The sequence below is a fragment of the Massilia norwichensis genome (genome assembly GCF_024753245.1).
GTDB classification, from domain to species: domain Bacteria; phylum Pseudomonadota; class Gammaproteobacteria; order Burkholderiales; family Burkholderiaceae_D; genus Telluria; species Telluria norwichensis.
The window spans coordinates 65,879-86,034 of the sequence record NZ_JANUGX010000030.1 but is presented as its reverse complement, the minus strand read 5'-3'; the positions used below and the strand labels follow the sequence as shown (position 1 = coordinate 86,034).

Here is a 20,156-nt window from a genome sequence, read left to right as displayed (position 1 = left end):
ACCAGGGCAGTAATGCCGGCTTCATGGCAAGCCAGGATTTCTTTACCGTTGAAATAGCCACGGTCGGCAATCGCGGTTAGCGTCGTGGTTCCGATCGCGGTCCGTGCCTTCCTGGCCATGCCAGACAATTGATCTCGATCGCTACCATTGTTCGTCACGTCGTGCTCGACGATCAAATGATGCTTGGTATCGACTGCGGTCTGCACGTTGTAGCCGACGATGCCGCTGCCTCTCGACATCATCGACCGAGCGTCCGGATCGGTCAGCGAAATTTGTGTTTCCCCTGTCTCTTCCAGCTTCGCTTCGATTTCCTTGAGCTTGACCATCTGCTCCTTCAACGCCGAAATCTTATCGTTGAGGCGCACAGTTTTCGCTTGTTTGGCAGCCGGCTCTTGCCGGTCAGCCGTATCAAGTTCTGCCAGATAGCGGGTGATGCTGGCTCGATCTCCTGCATCCTGCGCTTGAGCTTGGCATCGGTGAAATTCCGGTCGCTGCTGTTGACAGCCTTGAACTTGCTACCGTCGATCGCAACCACTGCATCCGCAAACAAATCCAACTGCTGGCATAGCACGACAAACTGGCGCCAGACATTGCGAATGGCCTTGCCGTTGTCTTTTCGGAAATTCGCTATCGTCTTGAAATCCGGGCTCAGGCGCTGCGTCAGCCACATCAATTCGACGTTGCGCTGGGCCTCTCGCTCCAGCCGACGGCTCGACTGGATCCGATTGAGATAGCCGTAAATGTAGAGCTTCAAGAGCACAGTCGGATGGTATGCAGGCCGGCCCGTTTTCGCAGGCTGTACACGTTTGAAACCAAGGCCGGCAAGGTCCAGCTCCTCGACAAAAACCTCGACCACACGCACCGGGTTATTCTCAGCTACGTAATCATCCAGGAGCTCGGGCAGCAGCGTGCCTTGTCCTCGATCTTCGCCTTCGATAAAGCGCTTCATGTCGCACCTGCATTGATGAGATACTGACTCAACGTTTACTGGGCCGGTTTCGTTTACCTGGATCTACGTTTTTACACAGCCTGGGTCGAAAGCTAACGGCTGAACATTCTACTCTCGGCCATTAGCTACCTGGCGCAGATGCATTTTGGCGGCAACAGATTTACGGCGAGTTCTTTTAGAGGCTGAATTCGGTAAAGAGCGAACCTGCCACGCAAATCACATTAGTTCTTCAGGACACCACGACGTGAAGCATTACCTGTACAGCTCGGCCGGAAACACAGAGGGACTGGATGAGTACATTGCCTACTTCGAGATTGCCGAAGATGGATACTGTGCCCGCTACCTCGAAATTCGGCCAGAGGGGCATGCGCTGAAATACACGGAAGAAAAGCCAGCGGATGCGTTTGGCGCGTTACCGGAAGGGCGGTGGGATGCTGTAGAAGCAGCAAAACCCAGGTATGGGACACTGAAGGAGATCTCGAACGCGCTTTTTGACAGCGTTTGGGACGATATTCGGGCTGCCTGGTAGGGGACCACGGCCCGTCACACGGAAAGCCCGGTCATACCAAAGGAGTCCAATGCGCGCTGTAAGTCATTTCAACAACGCCTTCGTTCACGGCGCAGCAGCCTATTCCACCTATGCGTTGGCGCCTTTTCTGCAAAGCCAGGTCAGCCTGGTATTGGCCTTCCTAATTTGCGTCCACGCCGGGTGGTGTCGCCAGGCCTACCTCGCCGCGTTCCTGGGCGGGGTGATCGTGGCGGTCGTCGGCTGGACTGCGGTCGGCGTCCTGAGCTCGCCGGAAGTCGGTTTCGGGGTGTTCTTCATGGTCCCGTTCGCGCTGCTGGTGATCTTGCCGACCGCACTGGCAGGCTACCTGGTCGGAAAAGCCATCTCGACGATCGCGCAGCGCCGAGCCAGGGCCGCAGACCGCGACACCTGAGAACGCCCATCAATCCTCCAGCTCATCCTCGCCCGGCTTGCGCCCCCGTCCACGGTCCAGCGATTCCTTCATCCCCTCCACCTCGCGCATGAATTCGTCGATGCCGTGATCCTGGCTGACCCGGACCTCGGGCGGCAGCAGCACCGCCATGTACAGTTCGTCCGCCAGGCGGCCGCTGCGCTGCAGGTTGAAGATCAGGATCAGGCTCGAGCCCAGCACCGCCATGCCGGCCGCGATCCAGCGGTAGCGGCGCCGGTTCTGCGGCTTCACGGTGCAGAGGTGGAAGTAGATCATGCCGGCCACCAGCAGCGTCGCCGCGTGCGAGGCGTAGTGGGTGAAGGCCTCGAGCGAGAAGGCGTAGGCGATGGTGGCGGCCAGCAGCGCCGTCGCGGCCAGCGCCGCCAGTCCGCAGCCGAACACGAACAGGTGGCGGCCCAGGCGCGCGTGGCGGCCGAACAGGCGGTTGGCGAAGGCCCAGGCGCCGCTCCACAGCAGGGCCGCGCCGACGCCCCAGGCCAGGGCTTCGAAGTAGCGCACGAATTCGAAGTACTGGGTGTCGCTGAGCCAGCGCGCGAACAGCGCGAAGCAGCCGGTCAGCAGCACGCCGGCGGCGCCCGGCAGCGCGCCTTCCCAGCGGTGGAAGGTGCGGTCGGCGAGTTCCGGCGCCACCGGAAAGCTGGCCGCGCGCACCCGCAGCGAGGTATGGCCGATGCGCACCACGGTGTCGCCCGACAGCACCACCTCGGGCAGGCGCTTGCCGCGGTGGATGATGCCGTTGCGGCTGCCCTGGTCGCGCAGCACCAGGCGCCCGGCGGCGTCCATCTCGATGCGCGCGTGGCTGGCGGCGACGTAGTCGTCGTCGATGATGAAGTCGTTGTCGTAGCCGCGGCCGAGCCGGATCGGCAGGGCGTCGACGCGGCTGCGCTGCAGCACGTCGCCGTTGCGGGCCAGGGTCTCGATGAACCAGGGACCGCTCATCGCCGCGCCGCCTGTGCCGGTGCGCGCGGCCGGCTGCGGCCCAGCGCCGACAGGAAAGCACGCGTGGCCCGCATGCCGTTTTCGAACGAGACCCCGGCCAGGTCCAGGCGGCTCTGCAGGCTGGCGTTGCCGTCGTCGTTGCTGGCGGTGAGCAGGGTGAAGTTGTACAGGCCGGCGAACTTGCGGTAGGCGCGCACGCAGGTGACGGCGCGCAGCGGCAGGCTGGCCGTGTGCACGAACTGCTCGGTGCAGGCAGGGCGGGTCAGGCGCGTGTCGCGCGAGGAGCCGATGCGGTCGACCCGGAACTGGCTGCTCGCCAGCGCCGCGAACTGCAGCGGATGCATGCTGGCCGAGCGCAGATAGGTGTGCGACATCGACACATGCCCGGTCTGCTGGGTGTCGGACACATAGATCGCGGCTTCCATCGCGCAGCTGACCGAGTCGCCGGTGTACTCGGCCTCCAGGCGGAAGTTCGAACGCCCCCAGCAGCGCAGTTGCTGCGACTCGCGCACCGGTACGTGGTAGGGGCCCATGGTCTTGATCGACAGCGGCTCGGCCAGCAGGCGGTCGATCATGTCGCGCTGGTGGGCCAGCAGCTGCTGGGCGATCAGCGGGTTGAAGTTCTTCGGCGGACGCGACTGCGCCGCCACCTTGCGCAGCAGCTCCTGGGCGTAGCGCACCGGTACCAGGAAGCTCACCGATTCGCCGTCGCGCCGCTTGGAGACGTTGATGCCGGCCACGGTGCCCGACACCGTCACGCTGGGCCCGCCGCTCATGCCCGAGTTGATCGGGCCGGTAAAGATCAGCTGGTCGTAGAAGCTGCGCGTGATCACGCCGTTGTACGCGCCTTCCGAGATCGCGAAGCCGAGGTCGAGCGGATTGCCGAGCGAGTACAGGTACTGGCCCTGGGTCAGCCGGACCGGGTGGTCGGGCACCTGGAAGAAGCCGGTGCCTTCCCGGTTGACGCGCACCACGGCCAGGTCGTGCAGCACGTCGACCGCCAGCAGCTCCACCGGCCCGGTCTTGCCGTCGGTGTCGACGTATTCGCCGACGTACACGTCCGGGTCGAGCGCCATCTGCGACACCACGTGGTAATTGGTCAGCACCAGGTTGCTGGTGCCGACCAGGAAGCCGGAGCCGACGGTGGACTGGCTGCGGCCGTTCTTCAGCAGCATGCGGATCTGCAGCAGGTCGCCCTTGGCGGCCGAATACAGGTCCTGGGCGGCGGTGGAGGGCGTCGGCAGGGCGGCGGTCTCGTCGGTTTCACCGGGACCGGGCGCGGGCGGGGTGGTGGCGGGCGGGGCGCCGGGCGGGATCACCAGCGGCGGCTGGGGCACCGGCTTGCCGCCGCCAGTGCCGGGGCTGCTTTTCTGCGCGACCGGGGCTGCACCGGCCAGGCTGCAGGCGAGGAAGAGCAGGGTGGCAAAGGGGAGCGGGCGCATTGCGCCCATCTTGCCAGAATAATCAGGACGGCAGCGCTAAATCGGTCGCCCCCGCGAAGGCGGGGGCCCAAGTGTTGCGAGCGTTTCGTTTGCGTGTGCGAAATTGGGTCCCCGCCTTCGCGGGGACGACGTCAAGGGCTCGCGGGGACGACGTCAAGGGCTCGCGGGGACGACGTCAAGGGCTCTCGGGGACGACGTCAAGGGCTCTCGGGGACGACGTCAAGGGCTCTCGGGAATGACGTCAGAGCTCGCCGTCCAGCACCGGCTCGGCCGCCGGCGTCATCATGTGGCCCAGCTTGGCCTGCTTGGTGTTCAGGTAGCCGTTGTTGAAGGCATTGCGGTTGACCAGCAGGGGCACGCGTTCGGCGACGTCGAAGCCCAGGCGGGTCAGGGCGTCGATCTTGCGCGGGTTGTTGGTCATCAGGCGCACCGCTTCGATGCCGAAGTGGCGCAGCATCGGCTGCACCAGCTCGTAGTTGCGGGCGTCGGCGTGGAAGCCCAGCTGCAGGTTGGCTTCGACGGTGTCGGCGCCGGCTTCCTGCAGGCGGTAGGCGCGGATCTTGTTGACCAGGCCGATGCCGCGCCCTTCCTGGCGCAGGTAGAGCAGGATGCCGCGCCCTTCGGCGGCGATCTTCTTCAGCGCGCCTTCGAGCTGGGCGCCGCAGTCGCAGCGTTGCGAGAACATCACGTCGCCGGTCAGGCATTCCGAGTGGATGCGCATCAGCGGCGGTTCGCCCGTCGACAGGTCGCCCAGCGTCATCGCCAGGTGCTCCTTGCCGGTCGCGTGTTCGACGAAGGCGTGCAGCGTGAACTGTGCCCACGGCGTCGGCAGGGTGCACGACGTGACGTAGTCGACGAGCTCGGAGGCGCTGTTGGACATGGTGGCGGCGTTGTCTTGCATGAAGGTTCCTGAGGCGAAAAGCGACGATTTCTGCGACTGTAAAGCTGAAGTTTACCGGAAATCCGACACTCCCGTGCGGTGTCGGTCCATTGCGGCCGGATTTGTATCCTTACGGCATCATCATATGCTACGCTGGCGGCGCCATTTTTCCCGCTCACCGCGATGCCGTCCTCCGCTCCCTTCTACCGCAAATTCCTGCCGCGCCGGCTCGCCGCCTGGCTGGCGCTCGCCTTTACCCTGCTGTCCTTCCTGCTGTCCGTGCTGCTGGTGACCGTGATCGAACAGCGCAATACGCAACAGGTCAAGACCAGCATCGGCCATGGCCTGGAAGAGCTGGCGCTGCAAACCTCCGACAAGCTCGAACGCGGCATGTACGAACGCTACCGCGAAGTGCGCCTGATCGCCCAGCGCCGCGGCGTGCGTCCGGAGTCGCCGCTGGAACGGCGCCGCGAGACCCTGAGCCAGCTTCAGGACAGCTACGGCTTTTATAGCTGGATCGGCGTCGCCGGCCTGGACGGCAAGGTGCAGGTGGCGGCCAAGGGCGTGCTGGAAGGCGTCGACGTCGGCAAGCGGCCCTGGTTCAGGGATGCCTTGCGCGGCAAGCACGCCGGCGACGTGCACGAGGCGGTGCTGCTGGCCAAGCTGCTGCCGCGGCAGGACGAGCCATGGCGCTTCGTCGACGTCGCCTTCCCGGTGCCGGACGATGCCGGCCGTCCCCAGGGCGTGCTGGGCGTGCACCTGTCCTGGCTGTGGGCGCGCGACGTCGAACGCTCGGTGATCGCGCCGATCGCGGCGCGGCGCCAGGTCGAGGCCCTGATCGTCGATGCCAACGGCAAGGTCCTGCTCGGCCCGCCCGGCTGGCAGGGCAGCATGCTGTCGCTGGACAGCCTGCGCGCGGCGCAGGCGCGCAAGAACGGCGGCTACCTGACCGAGACCTGGCCGGACGGCGAGTCCTGGCTGGTCGGCTACGCGCGCGGCCGCGGCCATGCCGACTACCCGGGACTGGGCTGGACCGTGCTGGTGCGCCAGAAGGTCGACGATGCCTACGCGCCGGTGCGCCGCCTGCGCGAATACGGGCTGGCCGCGGGCGTGCTGCTGGCGGCGCTGTGCTCGCTGGCCGGCGTGTTCGTCGCACGCCGCATCACCCGTCCGCTGGACGAACTGGCCCGCTCGGCGCACCGCATCCGCGAAGGCGAGCCGGTGGCCATCACGCCCGGCCGCGGCGGCTACGAGGAAGTCGAGGCCCTGTCCGGCACCCTGAGCGTGCTGGTGGCCGACCTGGTCCACCGCCGCAGGCAGCTGGAGCACCTGAACGCCACGCTGGAAGAGCGGGTCGACCAGCGCACCCTCGAACTGGAAAAGGCGCTCACCACCGTGCGCGCCAGCCAGCAGCGCATCGTCAACATCATCGAGACGGCGCAGGATGCCTTCATCAGCGTCGACCTGGATGGCCGCATCACCGACTGGAACTCGGCCGCCCATGCGCTGCTGGGCTGGAGCCGCCAGGAGGTCGTGGGGCGCATGCTGTTCGACGTGATCATCGCCGAGCGCCACCGTGGCTTCGCCTGGGCCGCGCTGCGCCAGTTCCGCGAGAGCGGCCAGCTCGACCTGCTCGGCCGCCGCGTCGAGCGCACCCTGGTGCGGCGCGACGGCGCCGAGATCACCGCCGAGATGACGACCGGCCTGGTCGGCACCGGCGAGGGCGTGTTCTTCAGCGTGTTCCTGCACGACGTCTCGGAGCGCAAGGAGATCGAGCGCATGAAGAACGAGTTCGTCGCCACCGTCTCGCACGAATTGCGCACACCGCTGACGGCGATCAGCGCCTCGCTGTCGCTGCTGAAGGATGGCATGGCCGGCGATCTGCCCGCCGATGCGCAGGGTCTGGTCGGCGTGGCCTGCGCCAGTACCGAACGCCTGGTGCGCCTGATCGGCGACGTGCTCGACATCCAGAAGATGGAAGCGGGACAGATGGACTACCGCTTCGAGGATGCGCTGGTGGCGCCGGTCGTCGAGGGTGCGCTGGCGGCGATGGACAGCTTCGCGGCCCAGGCCGGGGTGGCGCTGCGCTTCGAGGCCGGGGACGGCGCCGCCGGCCTGCACGCCAGTGTCGATCGCGACCGCCTGACCCAGGTGCTGACCAACCTGCTGTCGAACGCCATCAAGTTTTCCGAGCGCGGCAGCGGAGTCCTGACGCGCCTGGACGGCGGCAAGGGCCTGCTGCGCATCGCCGTGATCGACCATGGCGCCGGCATCCCGGAAGCCTTCCGCGGCCGCATCTTCCAGCGCTTCGCCCAGGCCGATTCCGCCGACTCGCGCAAGAAGGGCGGCACCGGACTGGGGCTGAGCATCTGCCGCAGCATCGTCGAAGAGCATGGCGGCAGCATCTGGTTCGAGGCCGAAGAGGGGGCGGGCACGAGCTTCTTCGTCGAGCTGCCGGCTCTCAGTCGGCAATGAAGGCGGCCAGTTCCTCGGGCGTGCCCTGCGGGAAGGCTTCGCGCAGATAGCCCAGAAAGGCGGACACCCGCGCGCTCAGCAGCCGGCGCGATGGATACAGCGTCCATAGCGTGGTCTCGGGACCCTCGGCGTCGCCCCAGTGCACCAGGGCGCCGGCCGCCAGGTCGCGGCTGACCAGCGATACCGGCAGGCGCGCGGCGCCGGCGCCGGCACGTACCGCGTCGCGCACCATGATCATCGACGACAGGGCGAGCACCGGGTCGACCGCGATGCGCGCCTTGCCGGCCGGCGTACTCAGCTCCCAGTCCGACGGCTGCTCGCCGCTGCCGCGCACGACCACCGGCACCGGCTTGCCGTCCACCGATCGCGCAAGGACGGGGCTGGCGACGACGACCAGCCGGTCGCGCAGCAGGATGCGCCCGACCAGGCGCTCGTCCGGCCGCGGATTCACCCTGATCACCAGGTCGTATGCTTCCTCGATCATGTCGACCGCCCGGTCCTCGGTCGTGACGTCCAGGCGTACTTCCGGAAAGCGCAGCCGGAAACCGGCCGCCAGCCGGCCCATGGCGAGCTGCGAAAACAGCAGCGGGGCGCTGATGCGCAGGCGGCCGCGCGGCTTGCTGCCGCCGGACGCGATCTCGGCCGCGGTTTCGTCGATCTCGGTCAGCAGGCGCCCGGTACGCTCGTACAGTGCCATGCCCTCCTGGGTCAGCTTCAGGCTGCGTGCGCCGCGTTCCAGCAGGCGCAGCCCGAGTTCGCTTTCGAGCTCCGCCACGCGCCGCGAGAGCGTCGCCTTGGGCCGGCCGGTCGCCCGGGCAGCACGGCCGAAGCCGCCGTGACGGGCAACGAGGTTGAAGTCGGCAAGCGCAGGCAGGTCCATGGCGTATTCCCTTGAGTGTTCCAGTGGTGAGACCGTCCGTCCAAATTTAGCATCTTTCGGATCAGAGGCGGAATGCCTACCATGGAATTGTCTTCCAACCACACCCAAGGAGAACGATCATGATTTATTCGACCGCCACCGTCCCCGTCAATCCGGAAGGCGAGCTGCCTTTGAGCCGCGCCCAGGCCTGGGCCGGGCTCGTATTAAAAGCACGCGACGCCCGGCTGTTCCTGCCGCCCGGCCTCTGCACCCGTTGCGAGGTCGTGGAAGAAAGCGCCAGCCACATCGTGCGCGAAGCCAGCATCGGCGGCGCCGATCTGCGCGAGATCATCGTCTTCGAGCCGGAACGGAAAGTCAGCTTCTTCCAGGCCAGCGGACCGCGCGAAGGCGTCATCGTCAACGAACTGTTCGAAGACGCGAGCGGTGCGCTGCAGCTCAGGTTCTACGGCTATCTCGGCCTGCGCGACAAGCAGGCGGGCGGTCCGGAAGAGCAGGCCGAGCAGGCGACGATGGACAGCGACCAGGGCTACAAGGCGGCCCTGCTGTCGACGCTGAAGCGCACCCGCGAGCTGCTGGCGGCCGGCCATCTCTGATGCAGACGAACAGGCAGTCGCGCGGTCCAAGGGGGATGACGCCGGCAAGCGGTGTGGCAGGAATTGAGGAAATTATTGAAAGCCTGTTCCAGCGCAAACTTTCATATATATAATCGGCATCATTTCTTCGAACAAGCCGACCTGGAGCAGCGATGATCCGGACCCTGTTAGCCGAAGCAAACCCTGTCGCGCGCCTGGGCATGCGCTCGCTGCTGCGCGCAAGTGCCGAGGCGCTCGAAATTGACGAAGTCGGCAGCCATGCCGAGCTGTTGGCGAAGCTGAGCGAGCGCTACTACGAATTCATCATCGTCGAGCCGGCGATCGGCGGCGCCGACGCCGGCAGCGCCACCGCGCTGGTCGAGCGCCTGCACGCACTCGCGCCCTGGGCCGACATCCTGGTGTTCACTGCGCTCGATGAGCTCAGCTTCGGCGTCGGCGCCATCCGCCATGGCGCCAAGGGCTATCTGATGAAGACCGCCCAGCGTGATGAGTTCAAGACCGCGGTCAAGCGCGTCGCCGGCGGAAAGCTCTATCTCAGCAAGGCGCTGGCGGAGGAATTCGCCGCCTGCGTGCGCAAATACGATGCCCGCAACAAACCGCACGAGAGCTTCAGCAGGCGCGAGTTCGAGGTGTTCGCGCTGGCCGTGTGCGGCATGACCGTGATCGAAAGCGCGCAACTGCTGCACCTGGACACCGGCACGGTCGGCGACTTCAAGCGCGATGTCATGTCCAGGCTGGACGCGTCCACGCCGCAGGGCCTGGTGGAGTATGCGACGACGCACGGCCTCAGCGCCGATTGCAGCGCGGCCTGCGCCGAATTGTGGTCCGGCCGCTTCGGTCAGGCCGCCGCGACCCCGAGCCCGGCAAGCCAGTCCGCCAGCGCGGTTGCCGGCATCGGTTTGGCGATCCGGTAGCCCTGGGCCGACAGGCCCCATCAGCGGTACTCGTGCAGGGCCATGCCGCCGAACGCGTTATCCCAGGCACTGAAGTCCGCTTCCAGCCCGGGCAGCAGGCGCAGCAGGGCCGGTTTGTCCTGGTGGAAGGTGGTGGCGCTGCCGTCGATCTCGCGCGTCGACTGCAGGCGGAACAGCTCGGCGCCGGCGGTATCGCCTGCTGGAAGGGCTTCGCGCAGCAGCACCAGCACCTGCTGGCCATCGAGGCGCAGGCGCAGCAGCTGGCCCGGCTCGCCGGCCGCCGCGCGCACGTAGCGGCGCTGGGTTTCCGGCGCGATCTCGCCGGCCTCCAGCGCGATGCGCACCTGTTTCCGGTGGCGCGCGCCCCAGTCGAGAAAGGGGACGGCAAATTCAAGGATCTGGCTCGGGTCGGTGCGGTAATCCATCACGGCGAGGGCGTCGACCAGCGGCGCCAGGCCGTCCAGCAGGGCCGTCCTGCCATCCCACCAGAAGGGCACCACCAGTTCGAGGTGCAGGCTGCCGGCCGCCGCGCGCAGGGTGCGCGCCATCGCCAGGTAGCGCGCGTCCCAGTCGACCTTGCCCGCGCCATATTCCGGCAGCAGGTAGGGCTCGACGTCGAACTGCAGCCCGGCCAGGCGCGCGGCCGGCTCGACGCCGGCGTTGTAGGCGGCATAGGCGTGCGCCATGCGCGCCAGCGCGGCCTGGCGCTCGGGCAGCACCATGTGCGGGTCGCCGTCCACGCTCAGCACGCGGATGCCGCGCTTGCCGGCGGCGCGGATGAAGGCCGCCAGCGCGGCCGGCTCGCGCACCGCCTCGTTCTTGAACGGCACGGTGATGAACAGGTCGCGCACCGCGTGCGCCGCGGCCCAGTCCAGCAGGCGCGGGCCATGCTCGCGCCAGTCGGATGCTTGCCAGACCCAGGTCGCGCGCGCGGCCGGTCTGGCGCCGGGCGCCGGGTCGGGTTCGATGGCGAGGCTGCTGATCGTCAGGCTGGCCGCCTGCGCCGGGCATTGCAGCACGAAGTGGCGCCAGTTGGCCGGATCGAGGCTCTGCGGCAGCGCCAGGCGCAAGGGGGCGGCGCCGGCGCCGCGGGTGGGCAGGGCGCCCAGGCCAATCGCCGTTCCGCGCTCGGCCTGGGCGGCATCGGCGGCCTGCAGCGTGAAGCCGGCATCGCCCGCGTAGGCGCTCGCCAGGCGCAGGCGTGCACGCGGCAGGAACCACGGACCGCCCAGCAGCACGCCGGCCGGACGCGTGCCGGCATCGCAAGCGATGCGCAGCCGGCCGCCGTCCAGTTCGATGCGGACCCGTTCCTCGACGCCGAAGGCGCGCGCCTGCATGCGCTCCAGCAGGTTGGCCCGCAGCGGCATCGAAGCCGGCTTGGGCCTGCCCTGGCGGCTCGAGGGCAGCACGTGCTCGCTGACGGCGAAGCGGCCTTCGCGCTCGCGGCCGTGCAGCAGGATCGTACGCTCGACTTCTTCGCCCGGGGCCAGCGGAAACAGGGTCTCGACCCGGACGCCCGGCGGCAGGGCGATGCCGCTGCAGCCGGCGGGCGCAGGCTGGTCGGCCGGCTGCCAGCGCAGCCGCTTGCCGTCGGCGTCGACGGTGTCCGCATACGGCGGGCGGGCCGGCGCCGCTGCGGGCACCGCGGCCTGCGGGCACAGGTGCAGCCAGGCGGCATGGGCGGGGGCGGTCATGGCCAGCAGCAGGGAAAGGAGCAGGCGGCGCATCGGGTTCAGGTGCCGAGGCTGCCCTTGCGCTTCATGGCGCCCCAGCTGGCTTCCTTCTGGGTCGCCCAGCGGAACAGGCCGATCAGGCGCCACCAGGTGTTCAACTGGCGGTAGCCCAGGTTCTCGAGCACCACCACCAGGCCCAGGGCCAGCAGCTGCTTGCCGCGCGGGTAGATGTGGAACGACATCTCTTCGAGCAGCAGGCCGGAGGCGGACAGCAGGATGCCCAGGCCGATCGCGACGAACATGAAGGTCGAGAAGGCCTGCCAGGAAATCGCCCCCATCAGGAAGGAGACGATCATGAACAGGTAGCCGCCCATCTCGACCAGGGGACCGAGCCACTCGAACAGCAGCATGAAGGGGAAGGCCAGCCAGCCGGGCACCCCGCCGTTGCGCGAGAAGAACAGGCCCCAGTTGGCGTTCAGGCTCTCGGCCAGGCCGCGCTGCCAGCGGATGCGCTGGTTCTTCAGGGTCGCGAGGTCTTCCGGCGCCTCGGTCCAGCATACCGGGTCGGGCACGAATTCGATGCGGTAGGGCTGGCGGCGTGCGCGCAGCAGGCGGTGCAGGCGCACGATCAGTTCCATGTCCTCGCCGATGGTGTTCGAACGGTAGCCGCCGACGCTGACCACGGCATCCTTGCGGAACACGCCGAAGGCGCCGGAGATGATCAGCATGCCGTTCACGGCCGACCAGCCGAGGCGCCCGAACAGGAAGGCGCGCAGGTACTCGACCACCTGGAACAGCGCCCACGGATTGCGCGGCAGGCCGACCCTGGTCAGAAAGCCGCCGGCGACCTCGCAGCCGTTGGCGATGCGGATCGTGCCGCCGGTGGCGACCACGCTGGGGTCGCGCAGGAAAGGCTGGGTTACGCGTTCCAGGCTGTCGCGCTGCAGGATCGAATCGGCGTCGACGCCGCAGAACAGCGGATAGCGCGCGGCGTTGATGCCGGCGTTGAGCGAGTCTGCCTTGCCGCCATTGACTTTGTCGATCACGCGCACGTTCGGGAATCTGGTCGAGCGGTAGATCGCCTTGATCTCCTTGGTCGGGATCTGGCGGCGGTAGGCTTCGGGGAAGGGCAGCAGGCCGAATTCGCGCTTGAGCACCTCCAGCGTGCCATCCTTCGAGCCATCGTTGACGATCACCAGTTCGTATTCGGCATAGGTCAGCTGCAGCATCGAACGCACCGAAGCGGCGATGCTCGCTTCCTCGTTATACGCCGGCACCAGGATGCTGACCGGCGGCTCCAGGCCGGAATAGGCGCGCGGCAAGTCGTCCAGCATCTCTTCCTGGCCCTTGCGGCGCAGCGTGCGCAGCGACAGCAGATTGAGCAGCAGGTAGCCGCCGTTCAGCAAAATGAAATAGCACAGCACGAACCAGGTGACGAAATCGAGCAGCAGATGATGCGTGTTCATGCGGTCTCCGGCGCGGGTGCGGTGTCTGGTGCGGCATTGGCGGCGTCCTGCTCGGCCAGCACCTGGGCCAGCATGTCGGCGGCGTAGCGGTCTTCCAGCGTGGCGTGCAGGGCCGCCAGGTCGGGGCGCTTCAGCCAGGGCAGTTCGACCAATGCCTGGGCCGCGCGGTAGCGCACCCACCATTCGCGGTCGGCCAGCAAGGCCACCAGGCGTTCGACATCGCTGCGGTCGCCGATGCGGCCGAGCGCCTTGGCGGCCTGCACCCGCACCTGCCAGTCTTCGTCGTGCAGGCGCGCGCGCACGGCGTCCTGCAGCAGCGGCGTGTTGACGATGCGCAGCGCGGCGGTGGCGACGGCGACCTCGCTTGCCGCCAGCGCGCTGGCCAGCGCTTCGGCCGGCAGCTCCACGCGCAGGGCTTCGGCAATGCGCAGCGCGCGCGGCAGGCGCTCGGCGCCCAGGCGCGGCAGCATCCCCGCCAGCACCGCCGCCACCGGTCTGCCTGCCTGCTGCAGGATGCCGGCCACGTGCGACATGGCCCAGTCCTCGCGTTCGATGAACAGCGGCGTCAGGTACTCGGCGGCGGCCTGCGGATCGATGCGTACCAGCGCCCACAGCGCCGTCAGCGACAGCGTCGGGTCGTCCATGCCGGCCAGGCGCAGCAACTGCGGCCAGGCCTGGCGGTCGCCGAGGTGGCCCAGCATCAGCGCCGCCAGCAGGCGTTCGCTGCGGGCGCGCCGGCCCAGCATCGCGCGCGCTTCCAGGTGCAGGCCGAGGCGGCCGGCGATGTCGTTGAGGGCGGCACTGGCTTCGCCGCGCAGCGAAGCCTGCAGGTGCACCCACAGCTTGATGAAGTGCAGGCGCTCGGCGGGAGCGAGCGTGGGCAGCTGCGGCGGCCTGTCGCCGACGATGGCGGCATTCAGGATCGGGCGCCAGCGCGCCAGCGCGCGCGTCTCGCGCCGCTGGCGCGCGCGCAGGGACATGCGCAGGCGCACGATCTCCAGGCCGAGCAGGAGGGTCAGCAGCAGGGCGGCGATGCCGGTCCAGAACGCCGCGGCGAGGATCGGGTCGCCCCCGAAACTCATGCGGGCGTTTTGAGGAAGCGGCGCAGGCGTGCCAGCAGTTCCTGCGGCTGGAACGGTTTGATGATGAAGTCGTTGGCGCCGGCATCGAGGGCGCGCACGGTGTCGCGTTCGGTGTTCTTGGCGGTCAGCATGATGACCGGCGTGTCCTTCCAGCCATCGAGGGCGCGGATCTGGCCGACGATCTCGAAGCCGTCGACGTAGGGCAGCATCACGTCGAGCAGCACCAGGTCCGGCGCCGGATTGCCGGCGACGTGGGCGCTGGCGGCGCGGCCGTCGGCGACGTGGGTGACCTTGTAGCCCTGGCGTTCCAGCATGAAGGTCAGGACGTGGGCGATGTGGACGTCATCCTCGACGACGAGGACAGTGGGTTGTGCGCTCATGGCTGGGGCCGAAAAAGTTGCTCTAGGGCTCCATTATACCCAGCTTGTCCTCGTCAAATTTCACATTTCGCCGCAGCGCACGCCATGTTGTGGCCTGCGTGCGACTACTTGTGGTCACCTCGGCAAATCGAACAGCAGCAGTTCGGCGGCTTCGGCTTTGGCGAGGCTGACGCGTGCTTCGTCGCCGAGCTTCAGGGCGTCGCCGGTGTTCAGGATCACGCCATTGACTTCGACCCGGCCGCGGATCACATGGACATAGGCTAGGCGTCCGGCGGCCAGCGGATGGTCGAGTGCGTCGTCGCCGTTCAGGATGGCGGCATACAGCGACGCGTCCTGGTGGATCAGCACCGAGCCTTCGCGGCCGTCGCCGGAGGCGATCAGGCGCAGCTTGCCCTGCTTTTCTTCGAGCGGGAAGTGCTTCTCTTCGTAGCTCGGGGCGATGCCTTGCTGGTTCGGCTGGATCCAGATCTGCAGGAAGTGCACCGGCTCGGTCTTCGAACCATTGAACTCGCTGTGGCGCACGCCGCTGCCGGCGCTCATGCGCTGGACGTCGCCGTAGTGCAGGACCGAACCGGTGCCCATGCTGTCCTTGTGCTCCAGCGCGCCGTCCAGCACGTAGGAGATGATCTCCATGTCGCGGTGGCCGTGGGTGCCGAAGCCGGCGCCGGGTGCCACGCGGTCTTCGTTGATCACCCGCAGCGGTCCGAAGCCCTGGTGGCGCGGATCGTAATAGTCGGCAAACGAAAAGCTGTGCTGCGATTGCAGCCAGCCGTGGTGGGCGCGGCCCCGTTCTTCACTTTTGCGTACTTCGATCATGATGCGCTCCTTTGTGTGTTCTCGATGAAAGCCAGTATAGCGAGGCCGGAAGCGCAAGAAAAACGAGTTGTTTTGCGGTCTATCATCGAAAAAATCGAAAGACAAATATTTGTACCAATGGATGTTTTCCGGGAGAATCGCCCTCTGGAATCCACTCAGCCACGTGCCCCTTGCCATGAATGCACCCCAGCCTGTCGAGCAGCCGCCGTCGCTGCGTGCCGCCATCGCCCACCGTTTCAGCCTGCTCGACGACAAGGCCGATGATGCCGAGATCGACCGCAGCCTGCGCGCCGGCGTCGAACTGAGCGGCGCCACGCCGTGGATTTTGATGTTCGCGATCCTGATCGCCTCGGTCGGCCTGAACACGAATTCGAACGCCGTGATCATCGGCGCGATGCTGGTCTCGCCCTTGATGGGGCCGATCGTCGGCATGGGTTACGGCATCGGCATCTACGACTTCGCGCTGATCCGGCGCTCGCTGGTCAACCTGGCCATCGCGGCCGGCATCTCGCTCGCCACCTCGACCGTGTACTTCCTGCTCACGCCGCTCGGCGAAGCGCAGTCGGAACTGCTGGCGCGCACCACGCCCTCGCTGTGGGACGTGCTGATCGCGCTGGCCGGCGGCCTGGCCGGCATCATCGGCCAGACCCGGCGCGAGAAGTCGAACGTGATTCCCGGCGTCGCCATCGCCACCGCCCTGATGCCGCCGCTGTGCACCGCCGGCTACGGGCTGGCGAACGCCAACTGGCAGGTCTTCGCCGGCGCCTTCTACCTGTTCTCGATCAACTGCGTGTTCATCGCTTTTTCGGCGGTCCTGATCATCGATTTCCTGCGCCTGCCGCACCGCAAATTCATCGACAAGGCCAAGGAAAAGCGGGTCAAGCGCGCGCTGCTGGCGATCGTGCTGCTCACCGGTCTGCCGAGCATCTGGCTGGCGGCGCGCCTGGTCGACAACGAACTCTTTTCCAGCAAGGCGCGCGCCTTCGTGCGCGACGAGTTCCAGGCCGCCAAGGTGCACGTGGTCGAGACCCATATCGCGGCCGGCACCAAGGAGATCGAGGTGACCCTGATCGGCCCGCGCATGCCGCACAGCGCCATCGCCGCGATAGAAACCAAATTGCCTGCCGCCGGCTTGCAGGGCGCGCACCTGGTCGTGCACCAGGCCGAGGACACCAGGGTCGATGTCGGCACGCTGAAGGCCGACATCCTGGCCGAGATCGTGAAGAACAGCCAGCAGGCGCTGCAGGAGCGCGACGACACCATCGCCGCCCTGCGCAAGCAACTGGCCGAGCAGGCCGCAACGCGCCAGGATTGGATCGCCGGCGCCGGCGACATCGCGCGCGAATTCGCCGCGCAGTTCCCGCAATGCGCCGACGCCCTGGTGGGCCAGGTGGCGCTGGCCGACGGCCAGACCGCGCCGCTGCTGAGCGCGACCTGCCGCCGCCTGCCGGCCGCCAGCCAGGTCAAACTGGCGCAGGACTGGTTCCGGGTCCGTACCAAGTCGGAGCAGGCGCGCCTGTTGCTGGCGCGCGCGGCGCGTTGATAGCGGAAGCTGCGGACGCGGCTCAGCGCCGCAGCGGGTCGAGCAGGCCGCGCAGGGCGTTGTGGTCGAGCTCGTACATCAGTTCGAGTAATTCGCCCAGCTCGCCCTTCGGGAAGCCCTCGCGGGCAAACCAGGCGAGGTAGTGGCCGGGGAGTTCGGCGATCTTCTTGCCCTGGTATTTACCGAAGGGCATTTCGCGGACGAGGAGCAGCTGCAAGTGTTCAGGTTTCATGGTCCCGCCATTGTAGTAGCATGGGCGCGAGGAGGACCATCATGGACAACGGCTACAACCTGCAACGCTTCGTCGACGCCCAGGAGGGCATCTACGCCACCGCGCTCGGCGAACTGCGCGCCGGCCACAAGCGGACCCACTGGATGTGGTTCATCTTTCCGCAGATCGAAGGGCTGGGCCACAGCGAGATGGCGCGCCGCTACGCGATCCGTTCCGCCGACGAGGCCGCGGCTTATCTCGCGCATCCGGTACTGGGCAGGCGCCTGCGCGAATGCAGCGCCGCGGTCCTGATGCACGAGGCGCTCGGCGTCGACGAGATCTTCGGCCACCCCGACGACATGAAATTCCGCTCCTGCATGACGCTGTTTGCCGACGTCGCCCCGGACGAGGCCCTGTTCCAGGACTGCCTCGACCGCTTCTTCGACGGCATGCCGGATGCCGCCACCATCGAGAAGCTGTCATGAACGCCCACGGCGACGCCGGCCCGCTGGCGGACTTCGTGCGCGGCATGACGGCGCTGGTCGACCACGGCGCCGACGAAGCCACGATCCTGCGCGACGGCCGCGCGCTGCTGGCCAGCCTGATCGCGCAAGAGGATTGGCTGCCGGACGCCCTCATGCAGCCGGACCCGGACGGCTACCGCATCCACCGCCTGCACGTCGATCCGGCCGGACGCTTCTCGGTCTCGGCCATGGTCTGGGGGCCGGGGCAGGGCACGCCCATCCACGACCACACGGTGTGGGGCATGGTCGGCGTGCTGAAGGGGCGCGAACGCTGCGAGGAATTCAGCCCGCTGCTGGAGCCGGGCGGCCCGCTGGTGCAGGGCCACGTGCACGAGCTTGCGCCCGGTGATATCGATCTCGTATCACCCACCATCGGTGATATACACCGCGTATCCAATGCGCTCGAGGATGGCGTCTCGGTCAGCATCCACGTGTACGGCGGCGACATCGGCGCCATCGAACGCTCGCGCTTCGACGACACCGGCCGCGCCACGCCTTTCGTCAGCCCCTACGCGTCCTGCCTGCTGCCCAGCCGTGCGGCCTGAGGTGGATTTCCTGTTGTTGCGTATAATCCGGCGGATAGCTTGTCCACCAACACATTCTCAACAACAAACATGGCTTCATCTTCAGAAAACATCAGCATGGCGGTGTTCTGCGACTTCGAGAACGTCGCACTCGGCGTGCGCGATGCGAATTACGAGAAATTCGACATCAAGCCCGTCCTCGAACGCCTGCTGCTCAAGGGCAGTATCGTGGTCAAGAAAGCCTATTGCGACTGGGACCGCTATAAAGGCTTCAAAGCCACAATGCACGAAGCGAACTTCGAGCTGATCGAAATCCCGCACGTGCGCCAGTCCGGCAAGAACTCGGCCGACATCCGCATGGTGGTGGACGCGCTCGACCTGTGCTACACCAAGGCCCACGTCGATACCTTCGTGATCGTCTCCGGCGATTCCGACTTCTCGCCGCTGGTGTCCAAATTGCGCGAGAACGCCAAGCGCGTGATCGGCGTCGGCGTCAAGAATTCGACCTCGGACCTGCTGGTCGCGAACTGCGACGAATTCATCTTCTACGACGACCTGGTGCGCGAAGTGCGCCGCGCCGCCGCCAAGCGCGACGAGCGCAAGGGCCAGGGCCAGCAGCAGGGCCGCCGTCCTGCCGACGACAGCAACCGCAAGAAGGAAGACCTGGAAGCGCGCAAGCTGCAGGCGCTGGAGATGGTGGTCGAGACCTTCGATGCGCTGGTCTCCGAACGCGGCGACACCGGCAAGATCTGGGCGTCGCTGCTGAAGGACACGCTGAAGCGCCGCCGTCCGGATTTCTCGGAAACCTTCTACGGCTTCCGCACCTTCGGCAACCTGCTCGAAGAAGCGCAGACCCGCGGCCTGTTCGAGTTCGGCCGCGACGAGAAGTCGGGCACCTATGTCTACCGCAGCGCCCAGGCCATCGACGCCCTGGCGGGTGCGGCGGAAGCCGAGCCGCTGCCGGCGGCACCGGCCGCCGCCGTCACCGAGGCGGGCGACGAGCTGGCCGCGGAAACGCAAGGCGAGCAGCCGAGCGAGATCCCGCGCGCCGGCGATGCGGCACCGGCGGCGCAAGGCGCGGCAGCGGCACGCGAACCGCGCCGCCGCGGCGGCCGTGGCCGCAAGGGACGCGAGCAGGGCGGCGACCTGGCTGCCGAGCAGGCCGCGTTCGCACAAGAGCAGGTGGCGCAGGAAGAAGCCGCGATGGCCAGCTGGCCGGCGCCGACGCCGGATCTGGTCGAAGCCGAGGCCAGTGCTGACGTCCCGGCTGCGCAGCCGGAAGCTGGTGGCGCTGCCGCCGGCACCGCGGCAGATGGCAGCGCTGCAGCCGCATCGGAAGCTGCATCGCAAGCCGCTGACGCCGGATCGCAGGCTGCTGACGCCGCACCGCAAGCCGCCGACACCGCCGAAGCCGACAAGCCGGCCGCGCCCGTAAAGGAACGCCGCCGCACCCCGCGCAAGCCGTCCGCACGCAAGGCTGCGGCCGCCGCCGACAGCGCGGGCGAAGTCAGCCAGGCCGCCGAAGCCGGCGCCGACAACGCGGCCATCGCGCTGGACGCGCAGTCCGCCGTCGCCCCGGCCGTCGCCGACAGCGCCGCGCCCATCGATGCCGGCACCGGCAGCGACGGCGGCGAGGACGGCACGACCGACGCCGACCCGTCCGATCCGGCGCCTGCCAAGGAGCGCAAGAAGTCGACCCGTCCGGCCCACAAGGCGCCGTCGCGCAAGCCGGCCACGCGCGCACGCCGTCCGGCCAAGCCGAAGACGCCCGAAGGCGCCTGATCCGGCATCGCGGTCCGGGTGCCTGAGCGGGCGCCCGATCCGGTCCTGGCGCGCGCCTGGCCGCGCCGGGGGTATGCAATAATGACAACGCACCCCTGGCTTG

The 20,156-nt window shown here is 67.6% G+C and carries 19 protein-coding genes and 1 pseudogene; 9 read left to right on the top strand and 11 right to left on the bottom strand.

Features of this window, described 5'->3' with window-relative positions; all coding sequences use genetic code 11:
* Positions 1-949: pseudogene (locus NX782_RS21420) on the bottom strand (IS1182 family transposase); the annotation flags it as partial.
* A gap of 244 nt (positions 950-1,193) precedes the next feature.
* On the opposite strand from NX782_RS21420, the gene NX782_RS21415 reads away from it, so the two are divergent.
* Both NX782_RS21415 and NX782_RS21410 read left to right on the top strand, forming a co-directional pair.
* A complete protein-coding gene (locus tag NX782_RS21415) occupies positions 1,194-1,478 on the top strand; it encodes a hypothetical protein (protein ID WP_258847520.1) in 285 nt (94 codons plus the stop codon).
* Between the two features lie 49 nt (positions 1,479-1,527).
* Positions 1,528-1,890: a hypothetical protein gene (locus tag NX782_RS21410; RefSeq protein WP_258847519.1), complete on the top strand. Its 363-nt coding sequence runs from the start codon at positions 1,528-1,530 to the stop codon at positions 1,888-1,890.
* A 9-nt stretch (positions 1,891-1,899) separates the two neighbouring features.
* Here NX782_RS21410 and NX782_RS21405 read toward each other — a convergent pair whose 3' ends face one another.
* The 3 genes from NX782_RS21405 to ribA form a co-directional block, all read right to left on the bottom strand.
* On the bottom strand, positions 1,900-2,868 hold the full coding sequence (locus tag NX782_RS21405) for an FHA domain-containing protein (protein ID WP_258847518.1): 969 nt from the start codon (positions 2,866-2,868) through the stop codon (positions 1,900-1,902).
* Positions 2,865-4,310 carry a S1C family serine protease gene (locus tag NX782_RS21400; protein WP_258847517.1) on the bottom strand — a complete coding sequence of 482 codons (1,446 nt, stop codon included), beginning with the start codon at positions 4,308-4,310 and terminating at the stop codon, positions 2,865-2,867. Before NX782_RS21400 ends, NX782_RS21405 begins: the two co-directional genes overlap by 4 nt.
* A 241-nt stretch (positions 4,311-4,551) precedes the next feature.
* Positions 4,552-5,211, bottom strand: a complete 660-nt coding sequence (gene ribA / locus NX782_RS21395; protein ID WP_308633063.1) for a GTP cyclohydrolase II — start codon at positions 5,209-5,211, stop codon at positions 4,552-4,554.
* A gap of 162 nt (positions 5,212-5,373) precedes the next feature.
* Here ribA and NX782_RS21390 point away from each other — a divergent pair, with 162 nt between their 5' ends.
* The gene (locus NX782_RS21390; protein ID WP_258847516.1) at positions 5,374-7,665 is read left to right on the top strand and encodes a sensor histidine kinase; all 2,292 of its coding nucleotides are present in this window, start codon (positions 5,374-5,376) and stop codon (positions 7,663-7,665) included.
* Here the strand turns inward: NX782_RS21390 and NX782_RS21385 are convergent.
* Positions 7,652-8,545, bottom strand: coding sequence for a LysR family transcriptional regulator (locus NX782_RS21385; RefSeq protein ID WP_258847515.1), 894 nt, complete (start codon positions 8,543-8,545; stop codon positions 7,652-7,654). The two genes, NX782_RS21390 and NX782_RS21385, sit on opposite strands and share 14 nt — an antisense overlap.
* Positions 8,546-8,664: 119 nt before the next feature.
* Here NX782_RS21385 and NX782_RS21380 point away from each other — a divergent pair, with 119 nt between their 5' ends.
* Together NX782_RS21380 and NX782_RS21375 are read left to right on the top strand one after the other, a co-directional pair.
* Positions 8,665-9,138: an AtaL-like protein gene (locus NX782_RS21380; RefSeq protein WP_258847514.1), complete on the top strand. Its 474-nt coding sequence runs from the start codon at positions 8,665-8,667 to the stop codon at positions 9,136-9,138.
* A 152-nt stretch (positions 9,139-9,290) separates the two neighbouring features.
* Positions 9,291-10,052, top strand: a complete 762-nt coding sequence (locus NX782_RS21375; RefSeq protein WP_258847513.1) for a response regulator transcription factor — start codon at positions 9,291-9,293, stop codon at positions 10,050-10,052.
* Positions 10,053-10,072: 20 nt separating this feature from the next.
* Here the strand turns inward: NX782_RS21375 and NX782_RS21370 are convergent, their stop codons facing one another.
* The 5 genes from NX782_RS21370 to NX782_RS21350 all read right to left on the bottom strand — a co-directional run bounded on the left by NX782_RS21370 (position 10,073) and on the right by NX782_RS21350 (position 15,469).
* Positions 10,073-11,779 carry a hypothetical protein gene (locus NX782_RS21370; RefSeq protein WP_258847512.1) on the bottom strand — a complete coding sequence of 569 codons (1,707 nt, stop codon included), beginning with the start codon at positions 11,777-11,779 and terminating at the stop codon, positions 10,073-10,075.
* 5 nt (positions 11,780-11,784) lie between these two features.
* Positions 11,785-13,191 (bottom strand): glycosyltransferase family 2 protein, encoded by a 1,407-nt coding sequence (locus NX782_RS21365; RefSeq protein WP_258847511.1) that lies wholly within the window; start codon positions 13,189-13,191, stop codon positions 11,785-11,787.
* The gene (locus NX782_RS21360) at positions 13,188-14,273 is read right to left on the bottom strand and encodes a HEAT repeat domain-containing protein (protein ID WP_258847510.1); all 1,086 of its coding nucleotides are present in this window, start codon (positions 14,271-14,273) and stop codon (positions 13,188-13,190) included. Before NX782_RS21360 ends, NX782_RS21365 begins: the two co-directional genes overlap by 4 nt.
* A complete protein-coding gene (locus NX782_RS21355; protein ID WP_258847509.1) occupies positions 14,270-14,653 on the bottom strand; it encodes a response regulator transcription factor in 384 nt (127 codons plus the stop codon). The genes NX782_RS21360 and NX782_RS21355 overlap by 4 nt, the downstream gene beginning before the upstream one ends.
* A 114-nt stretch (positions 14,654-14,767) precedes the next feature.
* Positions 14,768-15,469, bottom strand: coding sequence for a pirin family protein (locus NX782_RS21350; RefSeq protein ID WP_258847508.1), 702 nt, complete (start codon positions 15,467-15,469; stop codon positions 14,768-14,770).
* 175 nt (positions 15,470-15,644) lie between these two features.
* Between NX782_RS21350 and NX782_RS21345 the strand changes: the two genes are divergently transcribed.
* Positions 15,645-17,012 (top strand): DUF389 domain-containing protein, encoded by a 1,368-nt coding sequence (locus NX782_RS21345; protein ID WP_258847507.1) that lies wholly within the window; start codon positions 15,645-15,647, stop codon positions 17,010-17,012.
* Positions 17,013-17,034: 22 nt separating this feature from the next.
* Here the strand turns inward: NX782_RS21345 and NX782_RS21340 are convergent, their stop codons facing one another.
* The gene (locus NX782_RS21340; RefSeq protein ID WP_258847506.1) at positions 17,035-17,244 is read right to left on the bottom strand and encodes a DUF3820 family protein; all 210 of its coding nucleotides are present in this window, start codon (positions 17,242-17,244) and stop codon (positions 17,035-17,037) included.
* Between the two features lie 41 nt (positions 17,245-17,285).
* Here NX782_RS21340 and NX782_RS21335 point away from each other — a divergent pair, with 41 nt between their 5' ends.
* The 3 genes from NX782_RS21335 (at position 17,286) to NX782_RS21325 (ending at position 20,053) form a co-directional block, all read left to right on the top strand.
* Complete coding sequence (locus NX782_RS21335) at positions 17,286-17,708, top strand: DUF1810 domain-containing protein (protein WP_258847505.1); 423 nt, start codon at positions 17,286-17,288, stop codon at positions 17,706-17,708.
* Positions 17,705-18,292: a cysteine dioxygenase family protein gene (locus NX782_RS21330; protein ID WP_258847504.1), complete on the top strand. Its 588-nt coding sequence runs from the start codon at positions 17,705-17,707 to the stop codon at positions 18,290-18,292. The genes NX782_RS21335 and NX782_RS21330 overlap by 4 nt, the downstream gene beginning before the upstream one ends.
* 69 nt (positions 18,293-18,361) lie before the next feature.
* Positions 18,362-20,053, top strand: coding sequence for an NYN domain-containing protein (locus NX782_RS21325; RefSeq protein WP_258847503.1), 1,692 nt, complete (start codon positions 18,362-18,364; stop codon positions 20,051-20,053).
* Positions 20,054-20,156: the final 103 nt, after the last annotated feature.